This is a genomic window from Actinomadura monticuli, from assembly GCF_041463655.1.
Classification (GTDB): Bacteria; Actinomycetota; Actinomycetes; order Streptosporangiales; family Streptosporangiaceae; genus Spirillospora; species Spirillospora monticuli.
This window is the reverse complement of the sequence record NZ_JAXCEI010000015.1, coordinates 119243-137205: the sequence shown is the minus strand read 5'-3', so window position 1 is coordinate 137205 and position 17963 is coordinate 119243. Positions and strand designations below refer to the sequence as shown.

Annotated in this window: 21 protein-coding genes and 3 tRNA genes; 11 read left to right on the top strand and 13 right to left on the bottom strand. The window is 72.3% G+C overall.

Features of this window, described 5'->3' with window-relative positions:
* The first annotated feature begins 269 nt into the window (after nucleotides 1–269).
* The 3 genes from SM611_RS29280 to SM611_RS29270 all read left to right on the top strand — a co-directional run bounded on the left by SM611_RS29280 (nucleotide 270) and on the right by SM611_RS29270 (nucleotide 2202).
* A complete protein-coding gene (locus tag SM611_RS29280) occupies nucleotides 270–1085 on the top strand; it encodes an SAM-dependent methyltransferase (RefSeq protein WP_371953523.1) in 816 nt (271 codons plus the stop codon).
* Between the two features lie 272 nt (nucleotides 1086–1357).
* Nucleotides 1358–1855 (top strand): hypothetical protein, encoded by a 498-nt coding sequence (locus SM611_RS29275; RefSeq protein WP_371953522.1) that lies wholly within the window; start codon nucleotides 1358–1360, stop codon nucleotides 1853–1855.
* A 158-nt stretch (nucleotides 1856–2013) separates the two neighbouring features.
* The gene (locus SM611_RS29270; protein WP_371953563.1) at nucleotides 2014–2202 is read left to right on the top strand and encodes a DUF5999 family protein; all 189 of its coding nucleotides are present in this window, start codon (nucleotides 2014–2016) and stop codon (nucleotides 2200–2202) included.
* On the opposite strand, the gene SM611_RS29265 is transcribed toward SM611_RS29270, so the two are convergent.
* Nucleotides 2199–2903, bottom strand: a complete 705-nt coding sequence (locus tag SM611_RS29265; RefSeq protein ID WP_371953521.1) for a YdcF family protein — start codon at nucleotides 2901–2903, stop codon at nucleotides 2199–2201. The two genes, SM611_RS29270 and SM611_RS29265, sit on opposite strands and share 4 nt — an antisense overlap.
* Nucleotides 2904–3028: 125 nt before the next feature.
* Between SM611_RS29265 and SM611_RS29260 the strand changes: the two genes are divergently transcribed.
* Entirely contained in the window at nucleotides 3029–3298 is a 270-nt protein-coding gene (locus SM611_RS29260) for a hypothetical protein (RefSeq protein WP_371953520.1), read from the top strand.
* 108 nt (nucleotides 3299–3406) lie between these two features.
* Here SM611_RS29260 and SM611_RS29255 read toward each other — a convergent pair whose 3' ends face one another.
* Genes SM611_RS29255 through SM611_RS29245 form a run of 3 tightly spaced genes read right to left on the bottom strand, consistent with a single transcriptional unit; the run spans nucleotide 3407 to nucleotide 5867 of the window.
* Entirely contained in the window at nucleotides 3407–4210 is an 804-nt protein-coding gene (locus tag SM611_RS29255; protein WP_371953519.1) for an ArsR/SmtB family transcription factor, read from the bottom strand.
* Between the two features lie 53 nt (nucleotides 4211–4263).
* On the bottom strand, nucleotides 4264–5061 hold the full coding sequence (locus SM611_RS29250; RefSeq protein WP_371953518.1) for an SAM-dependent methyltransferase: 798 nt from the start codon (nucleotides 5059–5061) through the stop codon (nucleotides 4264–4266).
* A 41-nt stretch (nucleotides 5062–5102) separates the two neighbouring features.
* Nucleotides 5103–5867 carry a PepSY domain-containing protein gene (locus tag SM611_RS29245; protein WP_371953517.1) on the bottom strand — a complete coding sequence of 255 codons (765 nt, stop codon included), beginning with the start codon at nucleotides 5865–5867 and terminating at the stop codon, nucleotides 5103–5105.
* A 115-nt stretch (nucleotides 5868–5982) separates the two neighbouring features.
* Between SM611_RS29245 and SM611_RS29240 the strand changes: the two genes are divergently transcribed.
* Nucleotides 5983–6663, top strand: coding sequence for a response regulator transcription factor (locus SM611_RS29240; RefSeq protein ID WP_371953516.1), 681 nt, complete (start codon nucleotides 5983–5985; stop codon nucleotides 6661–6663).
* A gap of 1 nt (nucleotide 6664) precedes the next feature.
* Entirely contained in the window at nucleotides 6665–8101 is a 1437-nt protein-coding gene (locus SM611_RS29235; RefSeq protein ID WP_371953515.1) for a sensor histidine kinase, read from the top strand.
* Here the strand turns inward: SM611_RS29235 and SM611_RS29230 are convergent.
* Nucleotides 8094–9260 carry an acyl-CoA dehydrogenase family protein gene (locus SM611_RS29230; RefSeq protein WP_371953514.1) on the bottom strand — a complete coding sequence of 389 codons (1167 nt, stop codon included), beginning with the start codon at nucleotides 9258–9260 and terminating at the stop codon, nucleotides 8094–8096. The genes SM611_RS29235 and SM611_RS29230 overlap by 8 nt on opposite strands.
* Before the next feature lie 81 nt (nucleotides 9261–9341).
* Nucleotides 9342–9635 carry a LysR substrate-binding domain-containing protein gene (locus tag SM611_RS29225; RefSeq protein WP_371953513.1) on the bottom strand — a complete coding sequence of 98 codons (294 nt, stop codon included), beginning with the start codon at nucleotides 9633–9635 and terminating at the stop codon, nucleotides 9342–9344.
* Here SM611_RS29225 and SM611_RS29220 point away from each other — a divergent pair.
* Nucleotides 9603–10085 (top strand): dihydrodipicolinate synthase family protein, encoded by a 483-nt coding sequence (locus SM611_RS29220; protein ID WP_371953512.1) that lies wholly within the window; start codon nucleotides 9603–9605, stop codon nucleotides 10083–10085. The two genes, SM611_RS29225 and SM611_RS29220, sit on opposite strands and share 33 nt — an antisense overlap.
* On the opposite strand, the gene SM611_RS29215 is transcribed toward SM611_RS29220, so the two are convergent.
* The 5 genes from SM611_RS29215 to SM611_RS29195 form a co-directional block, all read right to left on the bottom strand.
* Nucleotides 10052–10122 (bottom strand) — tRNA-Gln (locus SM611_RS29215). The two genes, SM611_RS29220 and SM611_RS29215, sit on opposite strands and share 34 nt — an antisense overlap.
* Nucleotides 10123–10212: 90 nt before the next feature.
* Nucleotides 10213–10285: transfer RNA gene (locus tag SM611_RS29210), tRNA-Gly, on the bottom strand.
* A 30-nt stretch (nucleotides 10286–10315) separates the two neighbouring features.
* Nucleotides 10316–10388, bottom strand: a tRNA-Ala gene (locus tag SM611_RS29205).
* Between the two features lie 131 nt (nucleotides 10389–10519).
* Entirely contained in the window at nucleotides 10520–10648 is a 129-nt protein-coding gene (locus tag SM611_RS29200) for an LPFR motif small protein (RefSeq protein ID WP_371953511.1), read from the bottom strand.
* A 52-nt stretch (nucleotides 10649–10700) separates the two neighbouring features.
* Nucleotides 10701–11483, bottom strand: coding sequence for a putative protein N(5)-glutamine methyltransferase (locus SM611_RS29195; RefSeq protein WP_371953510.1), 783 nt, complete (start codon nucleotides 11481–11483; stop codon nucleotides 10701–10703).
* Between the two features lie 60 nt (nucleotides 11484–11543).
* Between SM611_RS29195 and SM611_RS29190 the strand changes: the two genes are divergently transcribed.
* The 4 genes from SM611_RS29190 (at nucleotide 11544) to qcrB (ending at nucleotide 15799) form a co-directional block, all read left to right on the top strand.
* Nucleotides 11544–12377, top strand: coding sequence for a pentapeptide repeat-containing protein (locus tag SM611_RS29190; protein WP_371953509.1), 834 nt, complete (start codon nucleotides 11544–11546; stop codon nucleotides 12375–12377).
* Nucleotides 12378–12482: 105 nt separating this feature from the next.
* Nucleotides 12483–13016, top strand: a complete 534-nt coding sequence (locus tag SM611_RS29185; RefSeq protein WP_371953508.1) for a hypothetical protein — start codon at nucleotides 12483–12485, stop codon at nucleotides 13014–13016.
* The gene (locus tag SM611_RS29180; RefSeq protein WP_371953507.1) at nucleotides 13013–14098 is read left to right on the top strand and encodes a PrsW family glutamic-type intramembrane protease; all 1086 of its coding nucleotides are present in this window, start codon (nucleotides 13013–13015) and stop codon (nucleotides 14096–14098) included. The genes SM611_RS29185 and SM611_RS29180 overlap by 4 nt, the downstream gene beginning before the upstream one ends.
* Nucleotides 14099–14170: 72 nt before the next feature.
* Nucleotides 14171–15799 (top strand): cytochrome bc1 complex cytochrome b subunit, encoded by a 1629-nt coding sequence (qcrB, locus tag SM611_RS29175; RefSeq protein WP_371953506.1) that lies wholly within the window; start codon nucleotides 14171–14173, stop codon nucleotides 15797–15799.
* A gap of 42 nt (nucleotides 15800–15841) precedes the next feature.
* Here the strand turns inward: qcrB and ctaD are convergent, their stop codons facing one another.
* Together ctaD and SM611_RS29165 are read right to left on the bottom strand one after the other, a co-directional pair.
* Entirely contained in the window at nucleotides 15842–17527 is a 1686-nt protein-coding gene (gene ctaD, locus SM611_RS29170) for an aa3-type cytochrome oxidase subunit I (RefSeq protein WP_371953505.1), read from the bottom strand.
* A gap of 96 nt (nucleotides 17528–17623) precedes the next feature.
* Entirely contained in the window at nucleotides 17624–17947 is a 324-nt protein-coding gene (locus SM611_RS29165; RefSeq protein ID WP_371953504.1) for a DUF2795 domain-containing protein, read from the bottom strand.
* Between the last annotated feature and the right edge of the window lie 16 nt (nucleotides 17948–17963).

Here is a 17963-nt window from a genome sequence, read left to right as displayed (position 1 = left end):
CCGCCTTCCCGGCCGGTTCCCGCACCCCCGCCCTGCGGAAAACCGCACCCCACCGGACTCGGACCACGCATGGCAGAGTCCGCTGGCCCTCCGCATCTACCGGCTGCCCTCCGGGTTGGACCCCGGCCGCGCGCCCGAGGAAACGGTGATCGGCGGGCGCGAAGGATGGGCTGAACCGTCCGACGGGCAAGGGGTTTCGGCTTAGGGTTGGGGCCTCAGGATCGCCTGGCGCGGGCCGTGCGGGCGTAGGACGGAAGGAGCCGCAGATCGTGGCCGATGATCTCCCCGAGAGCGCGCCTCCCGGCATCGATCCCTCCACGCCGACGTTCGCGCGGGTGTACGACTACTTCCTCGGCGGCAAGGACAACTTCGCGGCCGACCGCGAGGTGGCCGACATGGTGATGCAGCTCGTGCCGGAGGCTCCGGTGGTGGCGCGGGGCAACCGGGTCGCCATCGAGCGGGCCGTGACCTACATGGCGCGGGACCTGGGCATCGACCAGTTCGTCGACATCGGGTCCGGGCTGCCGACCTCGTCGAACGTGCACCAGTTCGCGCGGTCGGCGAACCCCGCCGCGAAGGTCGTCTACGTCGACAACGACCCGATCGTCCTGGCGCACGGGCGGGCGCTGCTCACCGAGGACGGCGTCGCGACGTTCATCCAGGGCGACCTCTACGAGCCCGCGAAGATCTTCGCCGACGCGGGGCTGGCCAGGCTGATCGACATGTCGCGGCCGGTCGCGGTCGTGCTGGCGGCGGTCATCCACCATGTGCCGGACGAGCGGGACCCGGCCGGCGTCGTCCAGGCGCTGCTCCCGTTCCTCGCGCCCGGCAGCCACGTCGTCCTGACGCACCTGCACGACGCGGGGAACGACCCGCGGGTCGAGGAGGCCAAGCGCATCCTGCAGTCGGGGCTCGGCGGCTCCTACTTCCGCCCCTCCTCGGAGATCGAGCGGTTCATGGAGGGGCTCACGATCCTGGAGCCCGGGGTGGCGCACGTGACCGAGTGGCGCCCGGACGGGCCGCCCGGTCCGCTGGAGCACCCGCTGCACACGCAGATGGTGGCCGTGCTCGGCCGGAAGGACTGATCGACTCCGGGAAAACCCGGATTCAGCGGAGAGTGAAACCGCGCCGCCGGGCGCGGGCCGTCCGGGAGGGTCGGAGGCCCGGTTCCCGCAGGCCGCGCGGTTGCGGACGCGGTGACCGCCCGGTTTCGGACACCGGGCCCGGTCATGATTCAGTAAAGGATCTTTCTGATCGACTTTTCCGTTGTCAACCCTTTCTTGTAGCGTTCGCAGCGTTTTGTGAAGTGCATTCATGATCGGACCTCCCCGCCACAAGATCATCTGAGGACGCCGCGATGCCCCTGGCGACAGGCCTGGCCGCGGCCGCGCTCCTGGGCCTGCTGACGCTCCTGGCCACCGCGCGGCACGGCAGGCGCCGACCGTGCCCGGAGAACGGGCACCCCGAGTCCCTGACGACCGTCCTCGGACCGGGGGACGAGGAGTACCTCGCGTGGCTGGCCGACCACCACTGGCCCGGGGACGAGTACCTCGACCTCGAGCACGACTGGCTGGACGAGCTGGCCTTCGGGGAGCCGCCGGGGCCGTACGAGGCGCCGCTGTGCCCCCGCTGCGACCGGCGCCGCGAGGACGTGTGGCCGTGCCCGACCTGCGGGCGGCTCCTGCACTCCTCGTGCGGCCACGGGATGCGCCGCCGGACGGTCGACCGCCCGTACCGGACGCACGCCACCAACTCCGAGGCCGTCATCGCCGAGTGGATCTGCACGGGCTGCACGACCGTCGTGGGCCTGGACGTGGACCGAGGCGACGAACCCGACGGCGGCCTCCTGCGGTGAAACGTCCGGATTGCCCGACTTTGTCGCCTCTCACACGTGGCGAACAGTAAAGAATTCGCCATCCACTTGCATATTTCGGACGCACGGCGGCAGGCTGCACTATGTCCTTAATCACAGGGACACCGTGGAGGAACCCCGTGACCGCTCAGAACGAGACCATCTGCACGCACGAGCCGCACTGTCCGGCGCCGGACGACGTGGACCGCGAGGCCGCGCGCACCGTCGCCAACCACCCGGAGCAGGGCTGGAGCCTGCTCTGCAACGGCATCGTCGTCTTCGAGGACACCGGCGAGCTGCTGCCCGACGGCCGCGTGATCGCCCCGCACCGTCCCGTCACGACCGCCTAGGATCCCGCCGGGGGCACGGGTCGGCCGATCACGTGCCCGTCGTAGCCGAGCCGGGCGAGCTCCTCGAACGCCGCCCAGGCCGCCGCCGGGACCGGCGCCGGTACCTGGTGGCCCCGCTCCGCGTAGACGACCATCCGCTGCAGGTCGCCCACCATCAGCTCGATGAACTGGCGCTCGTCCGCGCCGAACGCCTCGAACCCGAGTTCGGGCGCGGAGGCGGACCAGCCGACGCCGGGCCACTGGCGCTGCGCCGTCGCGAGCGCCCGCCTCGTCATGTAGGGCTTGGCCGCCAGGATCCCGCGCTCCACCGCGATCCCCCGCTCTTCCAGCAGCCGCCGGGACGCGGTGATGTTCTCCCCCGTGTTGGTCGCCGTCTCCTCCAGCAGGAGCGCGCCCTCGGGGACGCCGTGCTCGCGCACGACCCGCCCGAACACCCGCGCCTCCGTCTCGTCCCACCCGGAGGTGATCTTCCCGCGCCCGCCCGAGACGATCACCAGCGGCGCCCATCCTTCGTGCCAAAGCCTCGCCGCGTGCGCCGCCACCCGCGTGTCGTGGCACCCCAGCGCGAGGATCACGTCAGCCTGGGAGAGGGGGCCGGACAGGACGAGGTGATCCCAGATGATCCTCGCCAGCTCGCGCGCACGCGCGTCCACATGAGACTCCACGGGGTGCACAGGGTCGAGGGGGTTCACGGGGCTCACGGGGTCATTGTCCCCGGCGGCCCGCATGTCGGGCTGCCATCCGGCGGACCGTCCCGATAACGTTCAACTGTTTTGCTACTTACGCAAGAATCATGTGGAACTCGACCGCGAAAGGACGGTGTGGTGTGATCACAGTCCTGGTCCTCGTGTCCCTGCTCGCCATGTTCGGCCTCTGCCTGCCCAGCCTGCTCCGCCCGATGCCGCCGAGGCCCGCTCCCGGCCCGGCGCCCGCCGAGGACGCCCATCCGGAGTCCATGACCGCCGAGCTCGACCCGGGCGACGAGGAGTACCTCGCCGGCCTCGCCGACGAACTCTGGCCCGAGGACGAGTACCTGGAGATGGAGCCCACCACCGACGGCGAAGAGGAATCCGGCGGCAGCGGCATGCGCCTCTGACCCGCCTCCGCCTCCGCGGAGGCGGCCCCCGCCCGCCCAGCCCGACCCTGGCCAGAGCTCACCGGCCAGGGTCTGCTGCCGCGCGCATGGCCGGAGATCAGTTTCGGGTCAGGCGGTGGGAAGGGGGGCGCCTGTTTCCAGGAGCGTCTTCAGGCCGGAGAGGACGTGCGGCCAGCCGTGCCGGGACATGCCGAGGAGCGTCTCCCCCGCCTCGTGGACGACGGTGAGCTTGACCGTCTCGCCGGCCGGTTCGATGTCGAAGGTCACCTTGGAGCGGGGTTCGGCCATGAGCTTCCGGCGCGTCTCCTCGTCCACGCCCACGCTCTTCGCCCACTCGGGCGTGAAGGTGTGCCAGGTGTAGGAGAGGCGGCGGCCGGGCTCGGCCTCCAGGACGACCTGCTCGGTGTCGGCCGTCGTGGCGCTCTCCTCGTGCCAGGTGATCGTGGAGCCGGGCTTCCAGTCGGTCTCGAAGGCGACGCCCCAGTAGCGGCGGGTGAAGGCGGGGTCGGTGAGGGCCTCCCAGAGGCGCTCCGGCGTGGTCTTGACGTAGGTCGTGTAGACGAACTCGTTCGCGGTCATCGGGGCCTGCTCCAATGCGGTCTTCAGGTCGGCGAGCGCGCGCGCCCGCTCCCGGTCGTACCGGCTCATCCACCGGTCGGCGATGGCGTTGATCGGGGCGGCGTCGAGGTAGTGGAGCTTCTCGCGCCCGCGGCGCAGCGTCGTGACGAGGCCGGCGGCCTCCAGGACCGCCAGGTGCTTGCTGACCGACTGCCGGGTCATGTCCAGGCCCGCGCACAGCTCGCGGAGGGTCTGGCCGTTGCGGGCGTTCAGCCCGTCCAGCAGCCGGCGGCGGCTCGCGTCGGCGAGCGCCTTGAAGACCTCGTCCATGCCGTCGTCCCAACATGCAGCCATTTGGTTGCCTGAAACGTTAGGCAACCAAATGGCTGCATGTCAAGGCGGACGCGCTACGGCTTGCGGCCCACGCCGCCGTAGGCGTCGACGGCCTCCGGCTCGCCGGGCGCGTCCGGTCGCCAGTGCGTCACCGGGACGATCCCCGGCTCCAGCACCTCCAGGCCCTCGAAGAACCCGGCGATCTGCTCGGGCGTCCGGAGCACGAGCGGCGCGTTGCCGGAGGCGTTCCACACGTCCACGATCCGGTCGGACGCCTCGCCGTGGACGACGTTCGTCCCGTCGTACATGGCGAAGTAGCTGCCGGAGGGCACCGCGTCGAGCAGCCGCCGCGCGATCCCGTACGGCCCGTCCTCGTCGGGCAGGAACTCCAGGACGCCCATCAGCGTGAACGCGATCGGCCGGCCGAAGTCGAGCGTCTCGGCGGCGCCCTCCAGGATGCCCTCCGGCTCGCGCAGGTCGGCGTGGATGTAGGCGGTGCGGCCCTCCGGAGTGCTGGTGAGGAGGGCCTTCGCGTGCTCCAGGACGAGCGGGTCGTTGTCGACGTAGACGATCCGCGATTCGGGCGCGGCCCGCTGGGCGACCTCGTGGGTGTTGTCGACCGTGGGCAGGCCCGTCCCGATGTCGATGAACTGGCGGATGCCGGCCTCGGCGGCCAGATGCCACACGACCCGGTTCAGGAACAGCCGGGACGCGCGCGCCAGCCGCGCCACGTCCGGCAGCATCCCGAGGATCTGGTCGCCGACCTCGCGGTCCACCGGGTAGTTGTCCTTGCCCCCCAGCCAGTAGTTCCAGATGCGCGCCACGTGCGAGACACTGGTGTCGATGCCGGGGGCCGGTCTCTGTTCGCTCATGCGCACCTCCCCCCCGCTCTCCTTCCCGGCCCCCGAGATCGTCAGTCCTCGCCGTGGTCCATTCCGTGCCTGTCACCGTGCCCGTCGCCGTGCCCGTCGCCGTGCCTCTTCCCGTGGTCCGCCCGGTGCCCGCGGCCGTCCTTCTCGGCGGTCCTCTTGGCGAGGATCTCGCCGGTCGCGGCGTCCACGATGACGCCGTGGCGGGCGCCGTCCTCGCCGGTCACGCGGACCTTCCAGTCGGCCTTGCCGCCCTCGTGCTCGAACTCGGCGGACGTGGCGCGTCCCGGGACGGCCTTCAGCGCCGCTTCCACCGCGGCCGGCGCCGCCACCTTCGCACCGCGCAGCGCGGCCGCGCCGCCGTCCCCGTCGTCGCCGCCGCGGTGGTCCCCGTCGTCGCCGCCGCGGTGGTCGCCGTCGCGGCCCCGGTCGCCGCCGCGGTCGTCGGCGCGGTTGGCCAGGACCTTCCCGTCGCCGGCGTCGACGGTCACATCGCGCCGCTCCCCGCTGCCGGACAGGACGTCGACCTCCCAGACGGTCCTGCCGTTCTCGTCCTCGAGCTCCACCTCGGCGACCGTGCCGGGCACCGCCTTCAGCGCCGCGTCCGCCGCCTGCGCGATCGACACGGCCGCCTCGGCGGCCTCCGGCCGGCCGTCATGCCGCCCATCGGACGGGGACGCGCTCGGCGAGGGGTCAGCGTGCGCGACGGCGAAGGCGGCCGTCGTCCCGCCACCCGCCAGCACGCCCGCGGCGACGGCCGTCACCAGCAGCCTGCGTCCGGTGAGCATGCGCCTTGCGTCGATCTTCATCGGGTCCCGCCTTCCGTGTGGTCTCCCCTTGCGAGATCGACGGTGCCGCGCGTTCCTGTAGCGATCCTGAACCAACCTGAAGCCCCCTTCAGGTGCCGTTTGGCACTCTGAGGGCATGCGCCTGCTCATCGTCGAGGACGAGAAACGCCTGGCCACGTCCCTCGCCCGGGGGCTGTCGGCCGAGGGGTTCGTGGTGGAGACCGTCCACGACGGCGCGGAGGGCCTGCACCGGGCGCTCGGCGGCGGCTACGACCTGATCATCCTCGACATCATGCTGCCCGGGATGAACGGCTACCGGGTGTGCGCGGCCCTGCGGGCGGAGGGCGACGAGACGCCGATCCTGATGCTGACCGCGAAGGACGGCGAGTACGACGAGGCCGAGGGCCTGGACACGGGCGCCGACGACTACCTCACCAAGCCGTTCTCGTACGTGGTGCTGGTGGCTCGCGTCCGCGCGCTGCTGCGCCGCCGGACGCGGGGCGCCGCGCCCGTCATCGCGCTCGGCGACCTCACCGTGGACCCGGCGGCGCGGCGGGTGTTCCGGGGCGGCACGGAGGTGGAGCTGACCGCCAAGGAGTTCGCCGTGCTGGAGCACCTGGCGGAGAACGCGGGGCAGGTGGTGTCGAAGGCGCAGATCATGGAGGCTGTCTGGGACTTCGCCTACGCCGGCGACCCCAACATCGTCGAGGTCTACGTGAGCGCCCTGCGCCGCAAGCTCGACGTCCCGTTCGGGCGCCGGTCGATCACGACGGTGCGCGGCGCGGGGTATCGGCTGGCCCGGGACGGGGGCGCCTGACATGGCCCGCCTCCCGGGGTCGGTACGGGCCCGGACGACCGCGGCCGCGACGGCGGTGGTGGCGGTCGCGCTGGTCGTCGCCGGGCTCGCGGTGGTGCTGCTGCTGCGCGCCAACCTCGCCGGGCAGGCGGACCTGCGGGCCGAGGTGGCGGCGCGGGAGGTCGCGTCCCGGCTGGCGGCGGGCACGCCCTACGGGAGCCTCGACCTGCCGGACGCCGAGGAGGTGCCGGTGGTGGTCGTGGGCGAGGACGGCGGTGTCCTCGCGGTGAGCAGCGGCCTGCAGGCCGTCCACGGCACCGGCGCTCCCGCCGTGCGGCCGGGCGCGTCCCCGCGCGGCCACGGCGAGGACGACGGGCACGGCCGCGGTGACAGGCACGGCGACGATCCGGGACGGGGCCAGGTGTCGGACCGGGACCCGGAGCTCACCACCGGCAGCGCGACCGTGGACGGCCGGACCGCCGACTACCGGTTCGCGGCGGTCGAGGTGACGACCCCGCGCGACGAGACGGTCACCGTGTACGCGGGCGCCGACCTGGCCGCCACGCGGAACGCGGTCGGCACGGTCACCCGCGCGATGCTCACCGGGCTGCCGCTGCTGCTCGCCATCGTCGCGGGCGTGACGTGGCTGGTCACCCGGCGGGCGCTGCGTCCGGTGGAGGCGGTCCGGGCGGAGCTGGCGGAGATCACCGCGTCCGGCGACCTGGCCCGGCGGGTGCCCGTGCCGGACGCGCGGGACGAGATCGCGGGGCTCGCCGCCACGACGAACGAGACCCTCGCCGCCCTGGAGGAGTCGGTGGCGCGGCAACGCGGGTTCGTCGCGGACGCCTCGCACGAGCTCCGCAGCCCGATCGCATCGCTGCGCACGCAGTTGGAGGTCGCGGCGGCGCACCCGGAGCTGCTGGACGTGGACGGCCTCGTCGAGGACGTCGTGCGGCTCCAGCATCTCGCCGCCGACCTGCTGCTCCTCGCGCGGATCGACGCGGGCGAGCGCCCGCCGGCCCGTCCGGTCGCGCTGGGCCGGCTGGTGCGGGAGGAGCTGGACCGCCGCGCGGCCGGCGACCGGATCGCCGTCCAGGCGTCGATCGATGGGGACCCGCAGGTGATGGGCGTCCCGGGACGGCTGGCGCGGGTCGTCGGCAACCTGCTCGACAACGCCGAGCGGCACGCGGACGCGGCCGTCCGGCTGTCACTGCGCGAGGAACCGGGCGCGGCGGTGCTGCACGTGGCCGACGACGGGCCGGGGGTGCCGCCCGCCGACCGCGAGCGGATCTTCGAGCGGTTCGTGCGGCTGGACGACGCCCGCAGCCGGGACGAGGGCGGCGCCGGGCTGGGCCTCGCCATCGCCCGGGACCTGGTGCTGGCGCACGGCGGGAGCCTCACCGTCGGCGAGGCCCCCGGCGGCGGCGCGCTCTTCGAGGTGCGGCTGCCGGCTACTTGAGGAGCTGGCGGGCGATGACCATGCGCTGGATCTGGTTGGTGCCCTCGTAGATCTGGGTGATCTTGGCGTCGCGCATCATCCGCTCCACCGGGAACTCCCGCGTGTACCCGTACCCCCCCAGAAGCTGGACGGCGTCGGTGGTCACGTCCATCGCCACATCCGAGGCCAGCGCCTTGCACGCCGACGACACCAACGTCAGATCCGCCACCTTCTCCCCGCCCATCGCCCGCTCGGACTTGATCGCCGCGTGGTAGGTCAGCTGCCGGGCCCCCTCCAACCGCATCGCCATATCGGCCAGCATGAACTGCACACCCTGAAAATCGGCGATCGCCTTCCCGAACTGCCGCCGCTCCCTCACATACCCCAGCGCGAAATCCAGCGCCCCCTGCGCGATCCCCAGCGCCTGCGCCGCGATCGTGATCCGCGTGTGATCCAACGTCGCCAGCGCCGTCTTGAAGCCGGTGCCCTCGGCGCCGATGATCCGATCGGCCGGGATCCGGGTGTCCTCGAAGATCACCTGCCGGGTCGGCGACCCCTTGATCCCCAGCTTGCGCTCCTTGGGACCGAACGAGACCCCCGGATCGGACTTCTCCACCACGAACGCCGAGATCCCCCGCGCACCCGCCGACGGATCGGTCACCGCCATCACCGTGTAGAACTCCGACACCCCCGCATTGGTGATCCACATCTTCGCCCCGTTGAGCACCCACGCATCACCATCACGCACCGCACGGGTCTTCATCCCCGCCGCGTCCGACCCCGCATCGGCCTCCGACAACGCATAGGAGAACATCGCCTCCCCCCGCGCCACCGGCCCCAGATACCTCTCCTTCAGCTCCCGCGAACCCGCCAGCAGCACCGGCACCGTGCCCAGCTTGTTCACCGCCGGGATCAACGACGACGACCCGCACGCACGCGCGACCTCCTCGATCACGATCACCGTCGCCAACGCGTCCGCCCCCGCACCCCCGTACGATTCGGGCACGTGCACCGCATGCAGGCCATTGGCCACCAGCGCGTCCAGGGCCTCCTGCGGGAACCGCGACTCCTCGTCCACCTCCGCCGCGAAAGGAGCGATCTTGGCCTCGGCCAGCTCACGCACCGTAGCCCGCAGCAGCTCATGCTCCTCAGACGGCGCGTACGCCGGGTAGTCGCTCATCGCCCCTCCACCTGACCGTTACTTTGACGACCAATATTTGAACGACAAAATAATTGACGTCCCGGATCCGGTCAAGACGCCTCAGAGGTGCCGGAGCAGCTTCGCGAGCGCCGGATTGTCGTTGCTCCGCCGCCAGGTGAGGCTCAGCTCGACGGGGTCCGGCCCGGCGAGGGCGACCGGCCGGAGCGTCACGCCCGCGTAGCGGAGCCGGGACGCGGCGGCGGGCACCATGGCGACGCCCCAGCCGCAGCCGACCAGCGCGAGGATGCTGTGCACCTGGCTGAGGTACTGCGCGTACACGGGTGAGACGCCGGCCTGCCGGAACAGGCTGATCACCAGCTCGTGGAAGTAGCGCGCCTCGACGGGCGAGTACATGATGGGTTCTTCTCCCTCGCGCCCGAGGAGGTCGGCCGGGTGGTGCGCGCCGCCGTCGAGGAGGCGCCGGACGGCCTCCCGGTGATCGCGCCCGCCGGGTACGGGACGGCGACGGCGGCGCGGATGGCCCGCGAGGCCGAGGATGCGGGCGCCGACGGGGTGCTGCTGTTCCCGCCCTACCTGACCGAGGCGTCCCAGGACGGCCTGGTCGCGCGCGGGCATGCGGGTCACCGGGCGGTCCGCCGGGCCCGTCCGCCCGCCGCTCACGGACCTCACCGGCGCCGAGACCGCCGAGCTCGCGGAGCTCGTGAGGCGGGTGCGCTGAGGTGCCGGGATCGCCCGCCGGGGCGGCGGCCCCCGACCGGGTCGCCTGGACGACGCGGCGGGCCCGCATCGCGGGCGGCCGTGAACGGCGGCTGCTGGAGCAGGGGTCGAACCCGCATGACGTGATCCAGAATCACGCATCCTGCCATTGGACGATCCAGCATTGGGCGCCCTGCGGCGGGCGGTGGCGTCCGCCCGCCTCGGGCACGTGCAGAACCGGCCGGGGGTCGTTACTCCCTTCGGTCCAGTCCAGAGCCGCACCCGAGAATTGAACTCGATTCTCCTGATTGGAAGTCAGGCGCCTCACCCATTTAGGCCTGTGCGGCGTGCGGCGGGACGCTGAAGGCCCCGCCGGGTGGATCGGGCCGGACTCGAACCGGCAACCTCCCGCTTGCAAGGCGGGCGCTCTTCCCATTGAGCTACAGACCCTTGACGTGCATGAATTCGTTACTCATAGGGTGCTGGACGGCCCGCGAACGCGCAAAGCATTTTTTACGCGCGAACGCCCCGGGCCGTTCGAGGGGGGTACGGCCCGGGGCGTTCCGTTTTACGTCGCGCCCTTAGCGCCGGGTGCGGGTCGCGCGGCCTCGGGAGGGGGTCAGAAGCCGTTGCAGAACCCGGATCGGAAGGGTCACGATGCTGATGATCGTGCCGACGATCGCGCTGAGCGCTGCACTGATGCGGCGCATTGTTTTCACTCCTTCAGGTCGTCCTGACCGACCTGTACCCACCCGACGGGTTTTACACAGGTTTTGCTCCGACGATGACGGTCGCGTAGAACTCCTCGGACGTCGCGACCGCGGCGGCCAGCCCGCCCCGCTCGACGGCGGCGACCGCCTCAGGGACCTGCCGCTCGCTCGTCTCGAACAGCAGGTGGCCGCCGGGGATCAGCCACCGCGACGCCTCGGCCGTGACGCGGCGCAGGACGTCCAGGCCGTCCGGGCCGCCGTCCAGCGCCACCCGCGGCTCGTGGTCGCGCGCCTCCGCGGGCAGCGTCGCGACGTCGCCCGTCGGCACGTAGGGGACGTTCGCGAGCAGCACGTCGACGCGCCCGCGCAGCGCGTCCGGGAGCGGCGCGAACAGGTCGCCCTCGTAGGCGTGGCCGCCGAACGGCGCGATGTTGCGGCGGGCGCAGCGCACCGCGGCGGGTTCGACGTCGGCGGCGTGCAGGGCGTACTCGTCCAGGCCGGCGACGAGCGCCGCCCCCAGCGCGCCGGAACCGCAGCACAGGTCGACGACGACGGGGCGCGGCGGGGCGAGCGCGGCGGCCCGCCGGACGAGGAACTCGGTGCGGCGGCGCGGCACGAACACCCCGGGCTCGACGGCGATCCGCAGGCCGCAGAAGTCCGCCCAGCCGAGGACGTGTTCGAGGGGCAGCCCAGCGGCGCGCCGCTCCACCATGGCGGAGGCGTCGTCCGGCGTGCGGGCGGTGGCGAGGATCAGCCGCGCCTCGTCCTCGGCGAACACGCAGCCTGCGGCGCGCAGCCGGGCGACGATGGCGGACTCGGTCATGGGTGTCGTCATGGGCGTTTCCGGACTGTATCCCACCGTGCCCGTCCGGAGCAGGGGCGGCGGAGGGCGAGAATGGACGTTGTCCACGGACGGAGGCGCGGGGTGACCGAGCGGGCGGGCCTGAAGGCCGACTGCGCGAACTGCCTCGGCCTGTGCTGCGTCGCGCTGCCGTTCGCCGAGTCGGCCGACTTCGCGTTCGACAAGGGCGCGGGCGAGCCGTGCCGCAACCTGCTGGCCGACTTCCGCTGCGGCATCCACGCCGACCTGCGGCGGCGCGGCTTCGCCGGCTGCACGGTCTTCGACTGCTTCGGCGCGGGCCAGAAGGTGTCGCGGGAGACCTTCGCCGGCCGCGACTGGCGCGCGGACCCGGGCCTCGCGCGCCGGATGTCCGAGGTGTTCCCCGTCATGCGGGGGCTCCACGAGCTGCTGTGGTACCTGGACGAGGCGGTGGCGATGCCCGCGGCCGCTCCCGTCCGCGACGAGCTGCGGCGGGCCTTCGACGAGGTCGACCGCCTCACCCTGGGCGGTCCCGAAGAGGTCGCCGCGGTGGACGTCGCGGCGGTGCGCGACCGGGTGAACGCGCTGCTCCTGCGCGCCAGCGAGCTGGCCAGGGCCGCTGTGCCCGGCCGCCGGAGGAACCGGCGGGGCGCCGACCTCATCGGGGCGCGGCTGAAGGGCGCGGACCTGCGCGGCGCCTGCCTGCGCGGCGCGTACCTGATCGCCGCCGACCTGCGCGGCGCCGACCTGCGCTCGGCCGACCTGATCGGCGCGGACCTCAGGGACGCCGACCTGCGCGGCGCCGACCTCACCGGGTGCCTCTTCCTCACGCAGGCGCAGCTGAACTCGGCGCGCGGCGACGCCGCCACCCGGCTGCCCGCCGCCCTCGAACGCCCCGCGCACTGGTGACCACCGCGCACCGATCTCGTTTAGGGCCGCCGTCAAGGGGCATTTCGGCAGCGCACGTCATCGGGGGGTCACGTGGCGCGGGTGAGATGGTGGGGCACTGGGCTCGTGGCCCTCGTACTGCTCGTCCTCGGCGCGGGCCTGCCCCTCCTCGACACCGCCCTCGGCAGCGCCGGCAAGCCCCTCGCGGCGGGGACGGTCCTGTCGGTGGGGGTGCGGCGCGACGGCGTCCGCCCGGTGACGTTCACGGTGCCCTCGGCGGGCTGGGTCCTCGACCGGGCGCGGTCCTCGCTCACCAGCAACGTCGAACTGGCCAACTCCGGGGTCGGCCTCTCCGTGAGCGTCGTCGTGCCGCTGGGGCCGCTGGACGCGCGCAGGCTCTGGAACGGCCTCGGCCGGATCGTCGCCGTCGGGGGGCGGTCGCGGCTGCACGCGCAGCCCGTCCCGATCACCACCGCGCACGGGCTGACCGGGCTGACCGGGCGGCTCGCCGGGCGGGAGCGCGCCGGCATGGCGACCGTGTTCGCCCGGGACACGCTCGGCGCGACCGTGACCGCGGCGGGCCCGCCGGGCGCGTACCAGAGGCTCTCTTCGGAGGTGGAGGCCATGGTGCGGACCATCACGATCTCGGCGCCGTCATGACGCGCCGGCCGGCGTTCTGGCTGTGGGCGGCGGCGTGCCTGCTCGGCGTCTGGATCGCCTTCCGCGGGATCGGCGTGGGCGTCGCGGCGTTCCCGGCCGGCGCGATCATCGGGTTCGCGCTGCTGACGCCGACACTGGTGGTGGGCGTCTGGGTGCTGCGGCGGCTGCACCCCGTCCGGTCCCGCCCGCTGGGGTACGCGCTGATCGCGGTGGCGTGGGGCGGCCTCGCCGCGTTCGGCATGGCGCTGCCCGCCAACGCGGCGTTCCAGGCGATCCTCGGGAAGACGGCGGGACCGGGATTCAACTCGGTGTGGGGCGCGTCGATCGCCGCGCCCGTCGACGAGGAGATCCTGAAGCTGCTCGGCGTCGCGGTGCTGGCGCTGATGGCGCCGGCGGCGGTCCGCGGCCCGCTCGACGGCTGGGGGTACGGGGCGCTCGCCGGGCTGGGCTTCCAGTTCGCCGAGAACTTCCTGTACGTCCTGAACACGATCGTGCTGACGGGCGCCACGCAGGACGCGAACGCGGCGTTCTTCTCCTTCGGCAGCCGGGTGATCGGCGGGGCGTGGTGGAGCCACTGGGCGATGACGGCGGTCGGCGGCGCCGGGCTCGGCTGCCTGCTCGGCCGCGCGTCCCGGACGAGCCTGGCCGTCGCGGCGGGCGCGCTGCTGCTGGCGATGGCGCTGCACTCGTGGTGGGACGCGCCCGTCCTGCCCGGGGTGCTGCTGCTGCCGGTGAAGGGCGCGCCGATCCTGCTCGCGGCCATCGTGGCGTACAGGATCGCGAGGCGGCGCTACCTGTCGCACTTCCGCCGGACGGTGCACGCCGAGACGGCGAAGGGCGTCCTCGTCCCGGGCGAGGGGCACGTGCTCGCGTTCCGCAAGTGGCGCCGCAAGGAGTGGTGGGGCGTGCCCGCCGGGGAACCGCGCCGGCTGCTCGCCCGGCTGCGCGCCGACCAGCTGGAGCTGATCGAGGCGGGGCTCGGCGGCCTGGAGCCGGACCCGCTGGCCGCCGACCGGCTGCGGGCCGACATCCAGATCGTCCGGCACCGCCTCGGCTCCGCCGGCGGCCCGCGCGCGGCGTGACCCTCCGTTTGCGGTGATGCGGCTCGGGTACCCGCCCAGCGGAGAACGAGGCTCGGCCAGGGGAGACGCGCGATGGCGAGACGGAAGGGACGGTCGGGTTCGCAGAGGCTGGGGAACCTGGTCGAGGGGGTGAACGACCGGCTCGGCTCCACCACGTTCCTGGACGAGAACATCAAGAAGGCGTTCCCCAAGCACTGGTCGTTCCTGCTCGGCGAGATCGCGCTCTACTCGTTCGTCATCCTCATCCTCACGGGCGTGTTCCTCACGCTGTTCTTCAAGCCGAGCGGCGCGGTGCAGGTGTACGACGGCTCGTACGCGCCGCTCAAGGGCGTGCGGATGAGCGAGGCGTACTCCTCCACGCTGCACCTCACGTTCGACGTCAGGGGCGGGCTGCTGATGCGGCAGATCCACCACTGGGCGGCGAACGTCTTCGTCGCGGCGATCATCGTCCACCTGATGCGGATCTTCTTCACCGGGGCGTTCCGCAAGCCGCGGGAGATCAACTGGGTGATCGGCGTCACCATGTTCGTGCTGGCGCTCCTCGAGGGGTTCGCCGGCTACTCCCTCCCGGACGACCTGCTCTCCGGCACCGGCCTGCGGATCGCCCAGGGCATCATGCTGTCGATCCCCGTCGTCGGGACGTACGTGAGCATGTGGGCCTTCGGCGGCGAGTTCCCGGCGAGCGAGGAGTTCATCCCGCGGCTGTTCACCGTGCACATCCTGCTCGTCCCCGGGATCCTGATCGCGCTCGTCACCGTCCACCTGATGATCCTCTGGCACCAGACGCACACCACGTGGCCGGGCCGGGGCCGCCGGGAGATGGCGGTGAGCGGTGAGAAGACCTTCCCGCACTTCGCCACCCAGAGCGCCGCGTACTTCCTGTTCACGTTCGGCGTCCTGGCGGCGCTGGCGACGTTCTTCCAGATCAACCCGGTCTGGCTCTACGGCCCGTTCGCGCCGGACCAGGTCTCGATGGGCTCGCAGCCCGACTGGTACGTCGGCTTCCTCGAAGGCTCGCTGCGCGTCATGGGCCCCCTGTCGACGACCGTGGCCGGGCACACCGTCTCGTGGAACGTGCTGCTGCCCGCCGTCGTCCTGCCCGGGGTCTTCTTCACGCTCATCGGGCTGTACCCGTTCGCGGAACGCTGGGCCACGGGCGACGAGCGCGTCCACCACCTGCTGGACCGGCCGCGCAACGCGCCCACGCGGACGGCGATCGGCGCCGCCGCCGTCGCCTGGTACGTCACCCTGCTACTGGCGGGCGGCAACGACATCATCTCCTACACCTTCAGGATCCCGCTCTTCTGGACGACCTGGTTCGCCCGCGTCGGGTGCTTCGTCGCCCCCGTCCTGGCGTTCGTCATCGCCCGGCGCGTCTGCCTGAGCCTGCAGCGCCGCGACCTCCGGATCCGCGAGGAGGGCGTGGAGAGCGGCCTGATCTCGCTGAGCCCGGCCGGCGGCTTCGAGGAGCGGCACGAGCGGCCGTCCGAGGAGAGGGAGGCGATCGTGCGGACCCGGCAGCCGGGCGAACTGGTCGCCCCCTACCCCGACCACCTCATCCCGCTGCCGACCCCGGACCGCGCCCGCACGCAGGTGCGGACCCGCGCCAACCGCTTCTACCTCGACTACCAGTCCGAGTCGTACGGCGGCGGCCAGGGCGACCTGGAGCGCGGACCGGCGGAGGACGGCCGGGGCGACTGACCCGGCCCCGGCCGGCCCGGTCTCTCAGGACTCGCGCGGCTCTCAGGACTCGCGCGGCGGCGGCAGCGCCGGCTCGGCCTCCTGCGGCGGCTCCAACGCCGGGTAGTGCAGGTCGAACGCGGGACGCACGGAGCGGATGCGCGGCATCGACGTGAAGTTGTGGCGGGGCGGAGGGCAGGACGTGGCCCACTCCAGCGAACCGCCGGCCCCCCACGGGTCGTCGGTGTCGACCTTCTCGCCGCGCCGCCACGTCCGCAGGACGTTCCACAGGAACGCGAACGTCGAGGCGCCCAGGATGAACGCGCCGATCGACGAGACGAAGTTCAGGGTGGCGAACTCGTCGGGGTAGTCGGCGTAGCGGCGCGGCATGCCCTCGGCGCCCAGCCAGTGCTGGACGAGGAACGTCAGGTGGAACCCGAGGAACAGCGTCCAGAAGTGGATCTTGCCCCAGCCCTCGTGCAGCATGCGGCCGGTCATCTTCGGCCACCAGAAGTAGAAGCCGCCGAACGTCGCGAAGATGATGGTGCCGAACAGCACGTAGTGCAGGTGCGCGACGACGAAGAACGAGTCGGTGAGGTGGAAGTCGAGGGCGGGCGAGGCGAGGAGCACCCCGGTCAGGCCGCCGAACAGGAACGTGACGAGGAACCCGAGCGCGAACAGCATCGGGGTCTCGAACGTCAGGTGCCCCTTCCAGAGCGTGCCGACCCAGTTGAAGAACTTGATGCCCGTCGGGACGGCGATCATGAAGGAGGTGATGGAGAAGAAGGGCAGCAGGACGCCGCCGGTGGCGAACATGTGGTGCGCCCAGACCGTCATCGACAGCCCCGTGATCGAGATGGTCGCCGCCACCATCCCGAGGTAGCCGAACAGCGGCTTGCGGGCGAACACCGGCAGGATCTCGGTGACGATCCCGAAGAACGGCAGCGCGACGATGTAGACCTCGGGATGGCCGAAGAACCAGAACAGGTGCTGCCAGATCAGCGCGCCGTGGTGCGCGGGGTCGTAGATGTGCGCGCCGAGCTTGCGGTCGGCCTCCAGCGCGAACAGCGCGGCGGTCAGCACGGGGAACGCGAGGAGCACCATCAGGCTGGTCAGCAGCACGTTCCAGGTGAAGATCGGCATCCGGAACATCACCATGCCGGGGGCGCGCATCGCGACGATCGTGGTGGTGATGTTGACCGCGGTCAGGATCGTCCCGAAGCCCGACAGCACCAGCCCCATGATCCACATGTCGGGGCCGAGGCCGGGCGAGAACGTCTCGGACGTCAGCGGCGCGTAGGCGAACCACCCGTAGGCGGCGGCGCCGCCCGGCACGATGAACGACGCGAGGACCATCAGGCCGCCGAACAGGAACAGGTAGTAGGTGAGCGCGTTCATCCGGGGGAACGCGACGTCCGGCGCGCCGATCTGCAGCGGGACGATCACGTTGGCGAAGCCGAGGAAGGTCGGGGTCGCGAACAGCAGCATCATGATCGTGCCGTGCATGGTGAACAGCTCGTTGTAGAGGTGGTTGCCGACCACCTGCTTGCCGGGCTCCAGGAGCTCGGCCCGCATGATCATGGCCATGAGCCCGGCGGCGAGGAAGAACATGAACGACGTCGTGAGGTACAGGTAGCCGATCACCTTGTGGTCGGTGGTGGCCAGGACGTCGCCGACCCGCGTGCCCTTGCGGTGCCGCGCGAGCGCGTCGGCGACGCTGGTGTCGTTCCTCCCCCGCACGGCCGTCATCCGCGGCTCTCCTCCCTCGTCCGGACCCATCGGGGGACTTGCCGCGCGGGCCCCTTTCAAACGCGGGCGGAGGGGCGCGGGCGCCGGGGCCCGGCGTCACACCTCGTCGCCGCGGTCCAGCTCCTCCTCGAACGGCGACCGCTCGGTGTGCCGCAGGTGCTCGCCGAGGCCGGGCTTCTCGTGGTGGCGGCGCTGGTGGTCCCGCTCGGACGGGGTCCGCCCGGGGTCGGGGTCGAGCGGGACCGACCGCACCACCTCGGCCACGCTGTCGTAGGTGCCGAGCGGCAGCGACAGCAGCGCGTGCTCGGCCTCCCCCTCCGGCCGCCGGTCGTGGGCGTGCTCGACGATCCGCTCCTTGCTCGCCGGGAACGCCAGGTCCCCGAGGATCTCCTTGATCTCCCGCGCGTCGGCGAATGCCATGACGTGCTCCCCCCAT

Coding starts and splice junctions, on each gene's coding strand:
- SM611_RS29275 (WP_371953522.1), top strand. CDS start 1,358: ATGCCCCTGGCGACAGGCCTGGCCGCGGCCGCGCTCCTGGGCCTGCTG.
- SM611_RS29255 (WP_371953519.1), bottom strand. CDS start 4,210: ATGGCTGCATGTTGGGACGACGGCATGGACGAGGTCTTCAAGGCGCTC.
- SM611_RS29250 (WP_371953518.1), bottom strand. CDS start 5,061: ATGAGCGAACAGAGACCGGCCCCCGGCATCGACACCAGTGTCTCGCAC.
- SM611_RS29245 (WP_371953517.1), bottom strand. CDS start 5,867: ATGAAGATCGACGCAAGGCGCATGCTCACCGGACGCAGGCTGCTGGTG.
- SM611_RS29240 (WP_371953516.1), top strand. CDS start 5,983: ATGCGCCTGCTCATCGTCGAGGACGAGAAACGCCTGGCCACGTCCCTC.
- SM611_RS29235 (WP_371953515.1), top strand. CDS start 6,665: ATGGCCCGCCTCCCGGGGTCGGTACGGGCCCGGACGACCGCGGCCGCG.
- SM611_RS29230 (WP_371953514.1), bottom strand. CDS start 9,260: ATGAGCGACTACCCGGCGTACGCGCCGTCTGAGGAGCATGAGCTGCTG.
- SM611_RS29225 (WP_371953513.1), bottom strand. CDS start 9,635: ATGTACTCGCCCGTCGAGGCGCGCTACTTCCACGAGCTGGTGATCAGC.
- SM611_RS29200 (WP_371953511.1), bottom strand. CDS start 10,648: ATGCGCCGCATCAGTGCAGCGCTCAGCGCGATCGTCGGCACGATCATC.
- SM611_RS29195 (WP_371953510.1), bottom strand. CDS start 11,483: ATGACGACACCCATGACCGAGTCCGCCATCGTCGCCCGGCTGCGCGCC.
- SM611_RS29190 (WP_371953509.1), top strand. CDS start 11,544: ATGGACGTTGTCCACGGACGGAGGCGCGGGGTGACCGAGCGGGCGGGC.
- SM611_RS29180 (WP_371953507.1), top strand. CDS start 13,013: ATGACGCGCCGGCCGGCGTTCTGGCTGTGGGCGGCGGCGTGCCTGCTC.
- qcrB (WP_371953506.1), top strand. CDS start 14,171: ATGGCGAGACGGAAGGGACGGTCGGGTTCGCAGAGGCTGGGGAACCTG.
- ctaD (WP_371953505.1), bottom strand. CDS start 17,527: ATGACGGCCGTGCGGGGGAGGAACGACACCAGCGTCGCCGACGCGCTC.
- SM611_RS29165 (WP_371953504.1), bottom strand. CDS start 17,947: ATGGCATTCGCCGACGCGCGGGAGATCAAGGAGATCCTCGGGGACCTG.